The sequence below is a fragment of the Dietzia sp. DQ11-44 genome (assembly GCF_014145205.1).
GTDB lineage: Bacteria > Actinomycetota > Actinomycetes > Mycobacteriales > Mycobacteriaceae > Dietzia > Dietzia natronolimnaea.
The window spans coordinates 1-13315 of sequence record NZ_JAALEC010000310.1; the positions used below are offsets into that span (position 1 = coordinate 1).

Genomic DNA, 13315 nt, shown 5'->3' on the forward strand with positions numbered 1-13315 from the left:
GATTCGCGGTGCGCCACCGCGTCGACGAGATCGTCGTCGAGGACGGGCGGGCCGTGGGCGTCCGCGGCGCCACCCTCGTCCCGTGCGATCTGGACCGGGGCGTGTCCTCCCCCCGCGAGGAGACGGGGACCTTCGAGTTCCGGGGCGGCGCGGTGCTCGTGTCCTCGGGCGGGATCGGCGGCAACCCGGACCTCGTGCGCCGGTACTGGCCGTCGGACCGCCTGGGCGACGCGCCCGGAGACCTCATCCTGGGGGTCCCGGAGCACGTCGACGGCCGCATGCTCGAGATCTCGGGCACGGCCGGGGCGAACCTCATCAACCGCGACCGGATGTGGCACTACACCGAGGGGGTCGCCAACTTCGCCCCCATCTGGCCCTCGCACGCCATCCGCATCATCCCGGGCCCGTCGACGCTGTGGCTGGACGCCACGGGCGCGCGGATGCCGGTGCCGCTGTTCCCGGGCTTCCACACCACCGCGTCCGTCGAGGCCATCCGCCGGACCGGGTACGACCACTCCTGGTTCATCCTGGACTCGGCCATCGCGGAGAAGGAGTTCGTGCTCTCGGGCTCCGAACAGAACCCGGAGATGACCGACAAGGTGGTCAAGAAGTTCCTGTCCCGCGCCAAGAAGGGGCTGCCGCCCTCGGTGGGCGAGTTCGCCGAGAAGGGCGTGGACTGGGTGGTGGCCGATTCCCTGGAGGAGCTGGTGACGGGGATGAACGAGTTGGTCCGCGAAGGAGAGCCCGAGCTCGAGGTGGAGAAGGTACGCGAGTTCGTCCTGGCCATGGACGGACAGATGGACAACCCCTTCGCCAAGGACGCGCAGGTGCAGGCCATCCACAACTCGCGTCGGGTGCTCACCGACAAGCTCACCCGCATCGCCAAGCCGCACAAGCTCCTCGCGGACTCTGGCGTCGGCTCGGGGTCCGCCGCCGGCTCCGGTGGCCCGCTGATCGCGGTCAAGGTGCACCTCATGACCCGCAAGACGCTGGGTGGGATCGAGACCACCCTGGACTCCCAGTGCCTGCGGCCCGACGGTGAACCCTTCCCCGGCCTGTACGCGGCCGGGGAGGTCGCCGGGTTCGGCGGCGGAGGGGTCCACGGGTACAACTCGCTCGAGGGCACCTTCCTCGGTGGCTGCATCTTCTCGGGGATGAAGGCGGGCCGGGCGATGGCGCGCGAGGTCTGACCGGGGTGGGCCGCGCGTGGTCTGACCGAGGTCGGCACCGTGGCTGAGGTGGCCTCCTCCGCGACCCGGATCGGGATCGCCGGGGCGGCGGTCGTCGGTGTGGCCTTCGGTATGGCGCGGTACGTCTACGGACTGACGCTTCCGGACATCCGACAGGAGCTCGGGGTCTCGGAACTGGTGCTGGGGCTCATCGCCAGCGCCACGTTCACCGGTTTCCTCACCGGTCTGGTCCTCGCGGGTCCGCTGGCGGCGCGTCGCGGTGCGCGTGCGCCCACCACGGTCGGCGGGGTCTGTGGCGCATTGGGTGCGGTGATCGTGGTGGTCGCGCAGTCGCCCGGGCTCCTCGCGGCGGGAGCGGTGTTGTGTGGCAGTGCGGGCGGCTGGGTATGGGCGCCGTACTCCGACATCGTGACCCGGACGGTGGCCCCACGCCTGCAGTCCAGGGCCCTGGCGATGATCACCACCGGCACCGGCGCCGGGCTTATCGCGCTGGGTGGGGTGGCGGTGCTCGCCACCCACACGACGTGGCGTCTGGTGTGGGCCGGCGTCGCGGTGGCAGCCGTGCTCGCGGCGGTCCTCAACCTCCTCCTCGTGCCGCGCACCGACCCGACCGGACGCCCACGCGGCCAGCGGAATGTCGCCGCGCCGGCCAGGGCCCTCCCGGTCCCCGCCGGCTACTCGGTCGTCTACTTCGCCGTCGTCGTCATCTACTTCACCTACGCCGCGGACGTCCTCGGCGGCACCGACCTGCCCGCACTCGCGGTTCCGGTCCTCTACGTCCTGATCGGCGCCAGCGGCCTGGTGGCGCTGGCCACCGGCGCCATGGCGGGGCGGTGGGGCAGCACCCGGGTCGCCGCGATGTGCCTGATGACCGTGGCCCTGGCGTTGGTGTTGCTGGGCGCGGCCGGTGATTCCCTCCTCGCCACCGTGGTCTCGGCGTGCGTCTTCGGTGTGGGGTACATGACCGGTTCGGCGGTGCTGGCGGTGTGGACCGCCGAGCGGGTGCCGGACCGCGCGGGAGCGGCGTTCACCGCATGCCTGGTCGTGGGCGCCGTGAGCTCCGTCGTCGCACCGGCGATCGCGGGCACCGTGATCCCGACAGTCGGGCTCGGGACGCTGCTCCTGATCAGTGCCGCGGTCTCCCTGGGCAGTGGGGTGGGGCTGGTGCTGCTCGGCGGAAGCCGCAGGAACGCCACCGCTCCCGTGGCCTGAGAACAGCGGCCCCGACGCCGCTGTGTCCCCGAATCCACCGTGCGGCACGGGCTCGTGCGCGAGGGTGGCAGGCATGCAGAGCGCGGGCGACGTCATGGGCCTCCTCGATCCGTCACGTGTGTCGCCGGGGATCGAGCGGATCGGGGACTCGTCGTTCTACGCGGTCCGGTCCTGGGACCTCATGGTGGAGGCGACGGCCCGGGTCGAGGACTTCTCCTCCAACCTCACCGCGACGATGGTGGTGGCGCCGGACGGGGAAGTCACCGGATTCCCCGTCGCCGAACTCGGGTCCCCCGTGCACGTGCTGGCCACCGCGGACGGTGAGATCCACCGGGCCCACCGGACGCTGGTCATGCCGTCGATCACCCCGCGCAAGCTCCGAGCCTGGAGACCGGTCATCGACACCCGACTGCGCGAACTGTGGGCGGAGGGCCACCGGGACGGTGGCATCGACTGGGTCAAGGACATCGCCGAACGCCTCCCGGCCTCGGTCGTCGCCACCCTCATGGGTCTGCCCCGACAGGACGTCGACAGGCTGTGCCGCTGGGCGTTCGCCAGCACTCGGATGCTGGACGGGATGGTCTCGGCCGACGAGCTCGACGACTCGGTCCGATCGGTCGGGGAACTGATCGAGTACCTCTCCGGCGCGCTCGCAGAAGCGCGGGCCACGCGACCGGCCTCGGTGCTCGGAGACCTCGCCCGACTGGTCGACGACGCAGACATGACGCACGAGGTCGCGGTGCAGGTCCTGGTCCAGCTGGTGGCGGCGGGGATCGAGTCGACGGTCGGGCACCTGGGGTCGCTGGTCTGGCGACTGGGGCAGCACCCGGAGTGGGTGGATCCACTCCGGTCGGACCCCGCCGCGCGTCCGCTCTTCATCGAGGAGACCCTCAGACTGGAGGCACCGTTCCGGGGGCACTATCGCCACGTCACCAGGGACACCGAACTCGGTGGGGTCGATCTCGCCGCCGGTACCCACCTGTTCCTGCTCTGGGGTAGCGCCAACCGTGACGACCGACAGTTCAGCCGACCGGGTCGGTTCATGCCGGACCGGGGGGAGGGCTCGCACCTGTCGTTCGGGCGTGGGATCCACTTCTGCGTGGGCGCGGCGCTCGCGCGGATGGAGTCGCTCGCCGCTCTGGACTTCCTCCTGGGCCTCGACCCGGTCCCCGAGATCGATTCCTCCCACGCCGAGTGGCACCAGAGCCTGCTGGTCCGACGACTCCGGACGCTCAGTCTCCGGGTGTGAGACGGCTCAGGGTGTGAGACTGCGGCGCCGATCGCCCCACCCCGACAGGGCCGCGTCCACGTCCGCACGGCACGGCGGTGGTGCTGCGCCGAGGGACGAGCTCATCCGAGGGGCGGCGGCGGGCATCGGGTAGCCGCCCGCGTCGACGAAGGCCCCCCGTTGTACCGCGTGGTCGTGGAGCGTGGCCTCGCGGAGCGAGAGCACCGGTGTGACGCACGCGTCCAGCTCGTCGAAGTCCTCGGCCCAGGCGTCGCGGTCACGCATGGCGAACCGTTGACCGAAGGTCTCGGACAGAGCGTCCCAGTTGGTGGTGTCCCAGCGATCCGGCAGGATGGCGGGATCCAGCCCGAGACCGCGTACGAGGCGGTCGTAGAACACGTCCTCGAGCGCCCCCACCGCGAGGTATCCGCCGTCGGCGCACTCGTAGGCCCGGTAGAACGGCGCCGACCCGTCGAGCAGGTTGGTGCCCCGCCGGGTGGACCACCGGCCGGCGTGCTGCCATGAGCGGACCAGAGCGGTCAGGGAACTCGCGCCGTCCGCCATCGCCGCATCCACCACCTGGCCGCGGCCGGTCCGCTGCCTCTCGTGCAGGGCGGCCAGGATCCCCACCAGCAGGAACATCGACCCACCGCCGAAGTTGCCGACGAGGTTCAGTGGCGGCGACGGCGGTCCGGAAACCGGTCCGAGCTGCCCCAGGGCGCCGGACAGTGCGAGGTAGTTGATGTCGTGTCCGGCCTCGCGGGCCAGCGGTCCCTCCTGGCCCCAACCGCTCATGCGGCCGTAGATCAATCCCGGGTTCTCCTGCTGCCACACGTCGGGGCCGAGACCGAGCTTCTCCATCGTGCCGGGACGGGATCCCTCCATCAGTACGTCGGCGCGGCCCACCAGGTCGCGCACCCGGCGCAGCCCGTCCGGGTCGGTCAGGTCGACCGCGACCTCGGTCCCGCCCCGGAGCATCCCCGAGTTCGCCTCGTCGTTGCCGTCGTCGGCACCCACCGGGACGGGTCGCATCACGCGGATCACGTCGGCGCCGAGGTCCGCCAGCATGAGCCCCGCGTGCAGAAGCGGCCCGATGGCCTCCATCTCGACCACCCGGAGGCCGTCCAGCGGTCCGCCGTGCGGGTCCCGGGCCGCCTCGTCCCGCACGCTCACCGTCCGGTGGTGAGGGCCGGGGACGATCCGGCGTGGACCGGCTCGGTGTGGAAGTCCGCCGGGTCGACCGCGTTGGTCATGGCCCAGTAGTCGTTGATGCGCCAGGGGAGCACCGACACGACGCGACCATCCGGGTTGCGGTACCAGTTCTCCATCGCCGGATGGGTCCACACCATCTGCGCGTGCTGCCGATCGACGGCCTCGTTGTATCGATCGTTGACCTCACTCCGGCACTCCAGCGTGCCGAGGTTCTGCGACCGCATCAGCTCCACGGCGTCCATGATGTACCTGACCTGGCACTCCAGGATCGTGATGAAGCTCCCCCCGTGGCCGAGGCCCGTGTTGGGCCCGGTCATGATGAAGAAGTTGGGGAAATCGGGGACCGTGATCCCCAGGTAGGCGCGCGCGTCGTGTTCTCCCCAGATCTCCCGGGTGGAGCGGCCCGATCGACCCACGATGTCCATCGGGTGCAGGATCCGCACACTGTGGAAGCCGGTCGCCATGACGATGATGTCAAGCTCGTGCTCGACGCCGTCGGAGTCGGTAAGACCCGAGGGGGTGACCGCCCGGACCCCGCGGGGGACCAGGGTGACCTGGGGCTTACGCAGCATCGCGAACCACCCGTTGTCCAGCAACATCCGCTTGCCGAAGGGGGGATAGTCCGGCAGCGACGCCTCGATGAGGTCGTCGCGGTCGCCCAGTAGATCGCGGAGATAGCGTTCGTAGAACTTGCGGTGACCGTGGTTGGTCGCGTTGATCGAGGCGCTCGGCTCCGGCCACTCGGGGTCCACCTGGAGGGTCGGGTACACCTTGTCGTTGAAGATCCACGAGAGCCTGGCGCGGTACCACTCCCGGTACCCGGGGACGTGGTCCATCAGCCAGTGCACGTCCTCGTGGATGGGCGCGAAGTAGTCGTCGTTGGGGGCGATCCACTGGGGCGAGCGTTGGAAGACCGTCAGGGATCCGACACGGTCAACGATGGCCGGCCCGATCTGCATGGCACTGGCGCCCGCCCCGACGATGCCCACCCTCTTGCCCCGGAGGGCGTCAGGATCGTCCAGCTCACTCGGCCACTCGGCGGAATGGAAGAGGCGACCCCCGAAGCTCTCCAGGCCCGGGAGGTCCGGGACCTTGGGGCGGTTGAGCAGGCCGACGGCGCTGATCAGGATCGGTGCCCGGAGGACCTCCGACCCGCCGTCGGGCCGCCGGACCGTCACCCTCCAGGACTGCCCGGGTTCATCGAACTCCGCGCGCGTCACCTCGTGGCGGAAGCGGACGTGCCGCCGGATGTCGTTCGCCTCGGCGAAGTCCTCGAGGTAGCCCTGGACCTCATCGCGCTTACCGAAGTGCGTGGACCAGTTGTGGTGGAACGAGGAGATCGAATAGAGGTGGCTGGGGGTGTCCACCCCGGCGCCGGGATAGCGGTTCTCCCACCAGGAACCCCCGACGTCCTCGTTCTTCTCCAGGATCACGTGGGGGATCCCGGCCCGGGTGAACTCCACGGAGGCGAGCATCCCCGCGATGCCGGCACCGATCACGATGGCGTGGAGACGCTCGTCGGGTTCGGCGGCGGCCGGCGCGATCGGCGGCCCGTTGACGATCTCCGCCATCATCGGCGCGAAGTCCGGCGGCACGGTCTCACCGCAGGTGAAGTTGAGCAACCGTTCGACGTCCGGGCCGTCCATCTCCCGTCGGGAGGGCTCATCCGACTCCCACCAGCGCTCGACCGCGTCGACCAGCGCCTCCCGGATCTCTTCCTGGACCTCGTCCGGAAGACCGCCGGTCGAGTTGTCGTCCATGCCCCGGCTGCGGGTGGGCTGGTAGCGGGGGGCCATCCACCGCTCGTCGGCCGTCAACTCGAGCAGGACGGCGAGCATGGTCGGGACGTTGCCCCGGCGTACCGCCGAGCGGAGTCGGCGACGATCCGAATCAGTGACTGTGGTCATACTCCGCAGACTAACAGCAGTTAGTCAGACGGCCAAGGGTTCGGAGAACTCCTCTGGACAAGTTGGGAACACTCTCGTCTGCTTCGGGGTTGACCGCGTTCGCCCGCGATGCAAGTATGAGCCAGATCATACTAACGGCGGTAAGTAGTGCGGGAGAGCGAGAAATCATGGAACAGCCGGTACGTGTCGAGTCGAGTGTCACCGATCCGCGCCAGCCCTCGGGGACCGGTGGCGCCCCGGGCCACCGCCTGACCTCGGTTCAGTCCGCTCCCCTGGGACGGGCGACCCTGGGTGACCAGCTCCGCCGTCATGCGCAGAGCCGGGCAGGCAAAGCCGCGATCGTCTCCTACGCACCCGGTGGCGGTCGGACCGTGACCACCTACGGTGAGCTCGACCGGGGCGCCAACCGGGCCGCCCACATGCTCCTCGGGCTCGGTGTGGCCCGCGGCGACCGGGTCGCGGTGATGGCGCGCAACCGTGTGGAGTCGGTCATCGCCTACTACGGAATTCTCAAGATCGGCGCCGCCTACTCCGGGATCAACGTGTTGTTGGGCACGGGCGAGGTGGCGCAACAGCTCGCCCACCTCGAGCCCGCCGCGGTGGTCGTGGCCGCGGAGTTCCTCCCGGTGGTCCGTGCGGCGCTCGGTGAGTCGGAGAACCGGCCCGAGATCGTCGTCCTCGACTGCACGGGACCCGACGGTACGGAGTCCGTGAGCACGGACGAGACGGGCTGCCACGACTTCGACCGCCACCTCGGGTCCTCCCCGGACACGGAGCCCGAGTGTGACATCGACGAGCTCGACCTCGCGATGATCGTCTACACGAGCGGGACCGAGGCGGCACCGAAGGGGGTCATGTTGCCGCACCGCAACTACCTGATCTCCACCGCACCCGCGTACACGTGGGGACTGCGCTGCCTGGACGACGACGTCTGGTTGTTCGTCATGCCGTTCCACACCATCGCCGGGATCGGGTCCCTGACCTCCCTCATCCTCCTGGGCGCGACCCTCGTCCTGCCGGCCAGCCTCGCGCCCGCCGACGTGTTGACCATGATCAGGACAGAGCAGATCACGGTCCTGGCCCAGACGCCGACGTTCTTCATCTCCCTGGCGGACCATCCGGGCTTCGGGCCCGATGCGGTGGGGACCATCCAGCGGTGTCTGACCTACGGGGGACAGGTCTCCCCGCGGACGGTGGACGCATGGCACCGCGCCGCCCCGTCGTCGATCTGGGGAACCTACTGGGGGCAGTCGGAACTGACCCAGTTGGGGTCGGTCGGCTGGTTCAAGCAACTCGAGGACGTTCCCGGGCAGGACCCCACCTGGATCGGTAAACCGGTCGGCCATCTGGAGGTCAGGGTGGTCGACGCCGACGGGAACGAGGCGGAGAGCGGGGAGCTCCTGTGTCGCACCCCGTCGGTGATGGCGGGGTACTACAAGGATCCCGAGAAGACCGCCGCGGTCCTCGACGGCGGCTGGCTCCACACCGGTGACATCGTCCGACGCGACGCCGAGGGCAACATGTTCTTCCTCGACCGCAACAAGGACATGATCAAGACGGGGGGATACAACGTGTCCTCCCAGGAGGTCGAGCGGGTCCTGCAGGCCCATCCCGGGGTGGCGCGCGCCGCCGTCGTCGGTCTCCCGGACGAGTACTGGTCCGAGGCCGTCACCGGCTTCGTCATCGCGGTCGACGGCAGCGACGTGTCGGGTCCGGAGTTGCGAGAGCACTGCAAGACGGTGCTCGCAGGCTATAAGGTCCCCAAGGTGATCACGATCGTGGACGAACTCCCCACGGACCCACAGGGCAAACTGCTCAAGAGAGAGCTACGCCGCCTGCACGCAAAGGACTGAGACGCTGAACACCGAGCCCAGCAGACGCGATTCGATACTGGCCGCGGCGGCCGAGTACTTCGCCGAGCAGGGCTACCACTCGGCGGGGATGCGCGGCATCGCCGATTCGGTGGGGATCAAGGGTGCCAGCCTCTACAACCACTTCAGCTCCAAAGAGGAGATCCTCTACGCGATCGCCCTCAAGATGACCCGGGTCCCGGTGGAGGAGCATCTGCTCGTCCTCGACGAAGCTGGCACGCCGGCCGAGCGGCTCACCTCGCTGGTCGATGTCCACCTCCGCCACCTGGCCGTGAACAGGGTGGAGCATCTGGTGAGCCTGCGGGAGCTCTCGGCGCTGACGGAGGACCACCGTGAGCGCGTGGTCGAGTACCGGAAGTACTACCAGCGGCGGGTGCGCGACGTGATCGCCGCGGGCATCCGCGCCGGCGAGTTCGGTGTCGACGATCCGCTGCGTGCGGCCGTCGCCGTCCTGGACCTCATGAACGGTGTGAGTTGGTGGCTGCGGGACGACTACGACATCGATGCGCTGGTCTCCACCTACGTGGACTACATCGTCAACGGCATCCTCGGGCCCCGGCGCGGGGTCCGGGGCGGCGCGGCGGAGGCGGCCCGATAGCGCTCTCGCACGCCGCGCCCGCGCAGACGGACCGGCCCCCTCCGCCACGGGCGAGAGGGGGCCGGTCCGGTCTGTATCGCTGATCAGAGCGCTCGTCGCAGCAGCGGAACCAGCGCGTCCGCGTTCGCGATCGGGTTCGGGTTGGTCCCGCACCAGATGTCCTTGAAGGTGTACGCCGCCAGGCTGGGGAGATCATCCTCGGACAGCCCGACCTCGCCCAGCGACCGCGGCATGCCGAGTCGCCGGATGAGCGAGTCGGCGAGCTCGTGCGCGGGCGTCTGCGGTTCGCCGAAGGCGACGCTGATCAGGGCCTGGCGATGCTCGTTGACCTCTCGGTTGTACTCCAGGGCGAAGGGCGCCATGACGCACGAGGTGTACCCGTGCGGGACCTTGAACGACCCGCCGAGCGCGTGCCCGACCGCGTGGCTGATGCCCATGTCGAGGCCCGCCACGATCGCGACCATCGAGGACCAGGCCCCGACCTGGCACATCCGCCGGGCCTCCAGGTCGCCCGCGTCCTCCTTCACACGGACGAGTCCTTCCGAGAGCAGGCGGATGGCGTTCATCGCCATCCCGTCGTAGTACCCGTTCGACTCGAGTGATCCCAGGGTCTCGAAGGCGTGGTCCAGGGCGCGCACCCCGGTCGAGAGCCACAGCCATTCCGGCGTGTGCCGCGTGAGCGCGGGATCGAGGATGACGGCCCGCGGGGTCATCGCCGGGTGGACGTAGCCCTCCTTGACGTTGGTCTTCTCGTCCGTCGATCCCGCCAGGGCGTTGAACTCGCCGCCGGCGAGGGTGGTGGGCGCCACGACCACGGGGATGCTCGGAGCCGAGAAGCTCGGGGCGGTCACCGAGGTGTCCGGATTGACCTGGAGGTGGTAGCCGTCCATATCGGACGCCTCGCGGATCCCGTGCTCCAGCGTGACCGCGAGGATCTTGGTCAGGTCCGTCGCCGACCCGCCGCCGACGCACAGCAGCATGTCCGGGTCCGCCTCGGCCGCGACCAGGGTCGCCGCGATGACGTCCTCGCGGGGAACGTGGGGCCGGACCGCGTCGAACAGGCCGACGAAGCGCTCGCCCAGCGCCTCGATCACCCGCTGGATCTCGTCGGTCTGGGAGTTCAGGGTCCCACTGCAGACCACGAAGACACGGCTCGCGCCGAGCAACTCCGCTTCCTGCGCCGCGGCCTCCGCGACCGGGGTCCCGATGTGGACTCTCTCCATGGAGGACAGAGAGATGAGTGATGACTGCACGGCGTTACCGTCCTTCGTTGTGGTCCTCGACCCGTGGCGTCGTCAGGAGCGTTCCGGCACTCCTGAGATGACGTCGGGGTTCGAGTGGGAATCGGGCGCAGCGCGGTCAGTGACGTTCCGCCCGTGGCTAACAGTCGTTATCCTACATCAGGATTGTGGCGTGGGCCACAGTTGGCGGTGATCTGTCTCCGGCAGTGCGAGGCACGGGATGCACTGCGCCGATGGCGGCGGTGTCGCCAGGACTTTTGCGGGAGTGGTCGCGGTCGGAGGGTGGGGGCCATCGCAGCGACATCGCCGTGGGGGAGTCGTTCCCCGGCGTCGATTCCCGCCTCGGCCTGTGCCTAACGGCGGATCGTCTATTGGTGGGGGTATGACGGGTTCAGAGACCTCCGTCCGGAATCGTGGGTCTACAGTCTGTGGTCGTGACTGGTGGTGACAGGCGGGTGTGGCCGTCCGGGGTGCGGCGGTTGTCCGGGTGGGTGGTGTTGAGCCCGGTCCGGGTCGTGGCGATGAGTTTCGCCGCGGCGATAGCGGTGGGAACCGCGTTGTTGCTCCTCCCCGGAGCCGTCGAGCCCGGTGGCGGCACCGGGGTGACGGAGGCGCTGTTCACGGCGACCTCGGCGATGTGCCTGACCGGGTTGATCGTCGTGGACACCCCTGTGCACTGGTCAGGGTTCGGGCAGGTGGTCATCCTCGCCCTGATCCAGGTCGGAGGCCTGGGAATCATGACCATGGCGTCGATGGTCGGACTGATGTTGGCCGATCAGATCGGCCTCAAGGCCCGGATGAACACCGCAGCCGAAGCGCGGGCCTCCGAACTCGGCGACGTCCGCGACGTCGTCGTCGGTGTGATCCGGTTGAGCATCCTGATCGAGCTCGTCACCGCGGCCGCGCTGACCGTCCGTTTCGCCCTGGGCTACGACGAACCGGTGCTGCGGGCGCTGTGGCTCGGGGTGTTCCACGCCATCTCGGCGTTCAACAACGCCGGGTTCGCCCTCTACAGCGACAACATGATCGGGTTCGCCACCGATCCGTGGATCTGCGTTCCGCTGATGATCGCGGTCATCCTGGGCGGCCTCGGGTTCCCGGTCCTGTTCGAGGTGGGCCGCCGGCTGCGGCGGACCACGCCGAGGAGCCGGTCACGGGCGGGGTGGACCCTGCACACACGACTGACCGTCTCGGTCACGGCGGTGCTGTTGGCTCTCGGCTTCGGCGCGGTCCTCGCGTTGGAGTGGGCCCGCACCCTCCAGGACTACGGTGCGGCGCAGAAGGTCCTGGTGGCGGCGTTCCAGGGCGTGATGCCCCGGACGGCCGGGTTCAACAGCGTCGACTACGCGGACCTGGACGACGCGACGCTGCTCGTCACCGATGTGTTGATGTTCATCGGCGGGGGCAGCGGCGGGACCGCCGGCGGGATCAAGGTGACGACCTTCGCCCTGTTGCTGTTCATCATCATCGCCGAGGTCCGTGGTGAGCGGTCGGTGACCATTCTCGATCGTCGCGTGGACACCCGGGTGCAGCGCCAGGCACTCGCGGTGGCGTTGATCGGGATCGGGCTCGTCATGACCTCGACCATCGTGCTGCTGGCCGGGACTCCCTTCGGTCTCAACGAGCTGCTGTTCGAGGTCACCTCGGCGTTCGCCACGGTGGGGTTGTCCACGGGGATCACCGCCGAGCTTCCCCACTGGGGCCAGTGGATACTGATACTGCTGATGTACCTGGGTCGAATCGGCCCGATCACCATGGTCAGTGCTCTGGCCGCGCGACAGCGTGGCCGTCGGTACGACCTCCCCGCAGAGAGGCCCCTCATTGGCTAGACGACGAGCCCCCGATGCTGTCGTGGTCCTGGGACTGGGCCGGTTCGGCAAGTCCCTGGCCCTGGAACTGATGGCGCAGGGCGCCGAGGTCCTGGGCGTGGACTCCAGCGACGCCGTGGTGCAGAAGATCTCCCACCGTCTGACCCACGCGGTGGTGGCGGACACCACCGACGACGAATCACTGCGCCAGTTGTCGGTCCACCAGTTTGACCGCGCGGTCGTGGGAATGGGCTCGGATCTCGAGGCCAGCCTGCTCACCGCGTCGGTTCTCATCAACCTGGGCGTGCCCAACATCTGGGCCAAGGCCACCAGCAACTCCCACGCCAAGATCCTGACCCAGATCGGCGTCCACCATGTCGTGCGACCCGAGCACGACATGGGTAAACGGGTGGCTCACCTGGTGCGGGGCCGGATGATCGACTACATCGAGTTCGACGACGGCTTCGCCATGGTCAAGACCTCCGCCCCCACCTTCGCTCTCGGCCAGCCGCTCGGACAGAGCAGCATCCGCACCGACTTCGGCGTCACCGTGGTCGCCATCAAACGGCCGGGGGAGGGGTTCACCTACGCCACCGCCGAGACGGTTCTCACCGCGGGCGACACGATCATCGTCTCCGGCCGGGTACGCGACACCGAACGGTTCGCCGAGCTGTCCTGACCACGGTTCCGTCGCCGGGGTGGACCGCGGACCCGAGCCACGCCGATGCGCGGCCCCGTGTCAGGCAGCGCTACTCGTCCGGGACGAGGTGTCGTCGCACCTGTCTCCGTCCCCGGATCACCCCGAGTTCGTAGGTGGCCAGCACGATCAGCCACACCGCGGTGAAGGGGATGACGAACCAGAGCATCGCGGTGCTGAACGGCTCCAGGGCGTCGTGGTCGGACGCCTGGAGCACCACGTAGGCGATGTAGGCCGCGTAGAACCCGGCGAAGAGGAGCCCCTCCCAGCGCTTGATCGCCATGCCGGTGAAGGCGATGGGCAACAGGGCCAGCGCCACCGCCACCATGATCGGCAGGTCGAAGCGGATGG

General features: G+C 69.2%; 10 protein-coding genes and 1 pseudogene. 7 read left to right on the plus strand and 4 right to left on the minus strand.

Annotated features, from left to right (window positions below; all coding sequences use genetic code 11):
• The 3 genes from G6018_RS08545 to G6018_RS08555 form a co-directional block, all read left to right on the plus strand.
• Positions 1–1190 (plus strand): FAD-binding dehydrogenase (locus tag G6018_RS08545; protein ID WP_182639383.1); only part of this gene is annotated, 1190 nt, incomplete at its 5' end.
• 39 nt (positions 1191–1229) lie between these two features.
• Positions 1230–2402 carry an MFS transporter gene (locus G6018_RS08550; RefSeq protein WP_347237836.1) on the plus strand — a complete coding sequence of 391 codons (1173 nt, stop codon included), beginning with the start codon at positions 1230–1232 and terminating at the stop codon, positions 2400–2402.
• A 73-nt stretch (positions 2403–2475) separates the two neighbouring features.
• The gene (locus G6018_RS08555) at positions 2476–3651 is read left to right on the plus strand and encodes a cytochrome P450 (RefSeq protein ID WP_182639384.1); all 1176 of its coding nucleotides are present in this window, start codon (positions 2476–2478) and stop codon (positions 3649–3651) included.
• Between the two features lie 6 nt (positions 3652–3657).
• Here the strand turns inward: G6018_RS08555 and G6018_RS08560 are convergent, their stop codons facing one another.
• On the minus strand, positions 3658–4803 hold the full coding sequence (locus G6018_RS08560) for a CaiB/BaiF CoA-transferase family protein (protein ID WP_347237837.1): 1146 nt from the start codon (positions 4801–4803) through the stop codon (positions 3658–3660).
• Entirely contained in the window at positions 4800–6749 is a 1950-nt protein-coding gene (locus tag G6018_RS08565; protein WP_182639385.1) for an NAD(P)/FAD-dependent oxidoreductase, read from the minus strand. The genes G6018_RS08560 and G6018_RS08565 overlap by 4 nt, the downstream gene beginning before the upstream one ends.
• A gap of 167 nt (positions 6750–6916) precedes the next feature.
• Here G6018_RS08565 and G6018_RS08570 point away from each other — a divergent pair, with 167 nt between their 5' ends.
• Both G6018_RS08570 and G6018_RS08575 read left to right on the plus strand, forming a co-directional pair.
• Positions 6917–8602 (plus strand): AMP-binding protein, encoded by a 1686-nt coding sequence (locus G6018_RS08570; protein WP_241730984.1) that lies wholly within the window; start codon positions 6917–6919, stop codon positions 8600–8602.
• A 4-nt stretch (positions 8603–8606) separates the two neighbouring features.
• Positions 8607–9218: a TetR/AcrR family transcriptional regulator gene (locus G6018_RS08575; protein WP_182639391.1), complete on the plus strand. Its 612-nt coding sequence runs from the start codon at positions 8607–8609 to the stop codon at positions 9216–9218.
• 83 nt (positions 9219–9301) lie between these two features.
• Here G6018_RS08575 and G6018_RS08580 read toward each other — a convergent pair whose 3' ends face one another.
• Positions 9302–10471 carry an iron-containing alcohol dehydrogenase gene (locus G6018_RS08580; protein ID WP_182639386.1) on the minus strand — a complete coding sequence of 390 codons (1170 nt, stop codon included), beginning with the start codon at positions 10469–10471 and terminating at the stop codon, positions 9302–9304.
• Between the two features lie 509 nt (positions 10472–10980).
• Between G6018_RS08580 and G6018_RS08585 the strand changes: the two genes are divergently transcribed.
• Positions 10981–12288, plus strand: a complete 1308-nt coding sequence (locus tag G6018_RS08585; protein ID WP_187700989.1) for a potassium transporter TrkG — start codon at positions 10981–10983, stop codon at positions 12286–12288.
• Positions 12281–12946 (plus strand): TrkA family potassium uptake protein, encoded by a 666-nt coding sequence (locus G6018_RS08590; RefSeq protein ID WP_182639387.1) that lies wholly within the window; start codon positions 12281–12283, stop codon positions 12944–12946. Before G6018_RS08585 ends, G6018_RS08590 begins: the two co-directional genes overlap by 8 nt.
• A gap of 70 nt (positions 12947–13016) precedes the next feature.
• On the opposite strand, the pseudogene G6018_RS08595 reads toward G6018_RS08590, so the two are convergent.
• Positions 13017–13315 (minus strand): annotated as a pseudogene (locus tag G6018_RS08595) (sodium:calcium antiporter); the annotation flags it as partial.

Bases quoted from the DNA above. Each gene is read 5' to 3' on its own strand.
- G6018_RS08565 (WP_182639385.1), bottom strand. From the start codon at position 6,749: ATGACCACAGTCACTGATTCGGATCGTCGCCGACTCCGCTCGGCGGTA.
- G6018_RS08570 (WP_241730984.1), top strand. From the start codon at position 6,917: ATGGAACAGCCGGTACGTGTCGAGTCGAGTGTCACCGATCCGCGCCAG.
- G6018_RS08585 (WP_187700989.1), top strand. From the start codon at position 10,981: ATGAGTTTCGCCGCGGCGATAGCGGTGGGAACCGCGTTGTTGCTCCTC.
- G6018_RS08555 (WP_182639384.1), top strand. From the start codon at position 2,476: ATGCAGAGCGCGGGCGACGTCATGGGCCTCCTCGATCCGTCACGTGTG.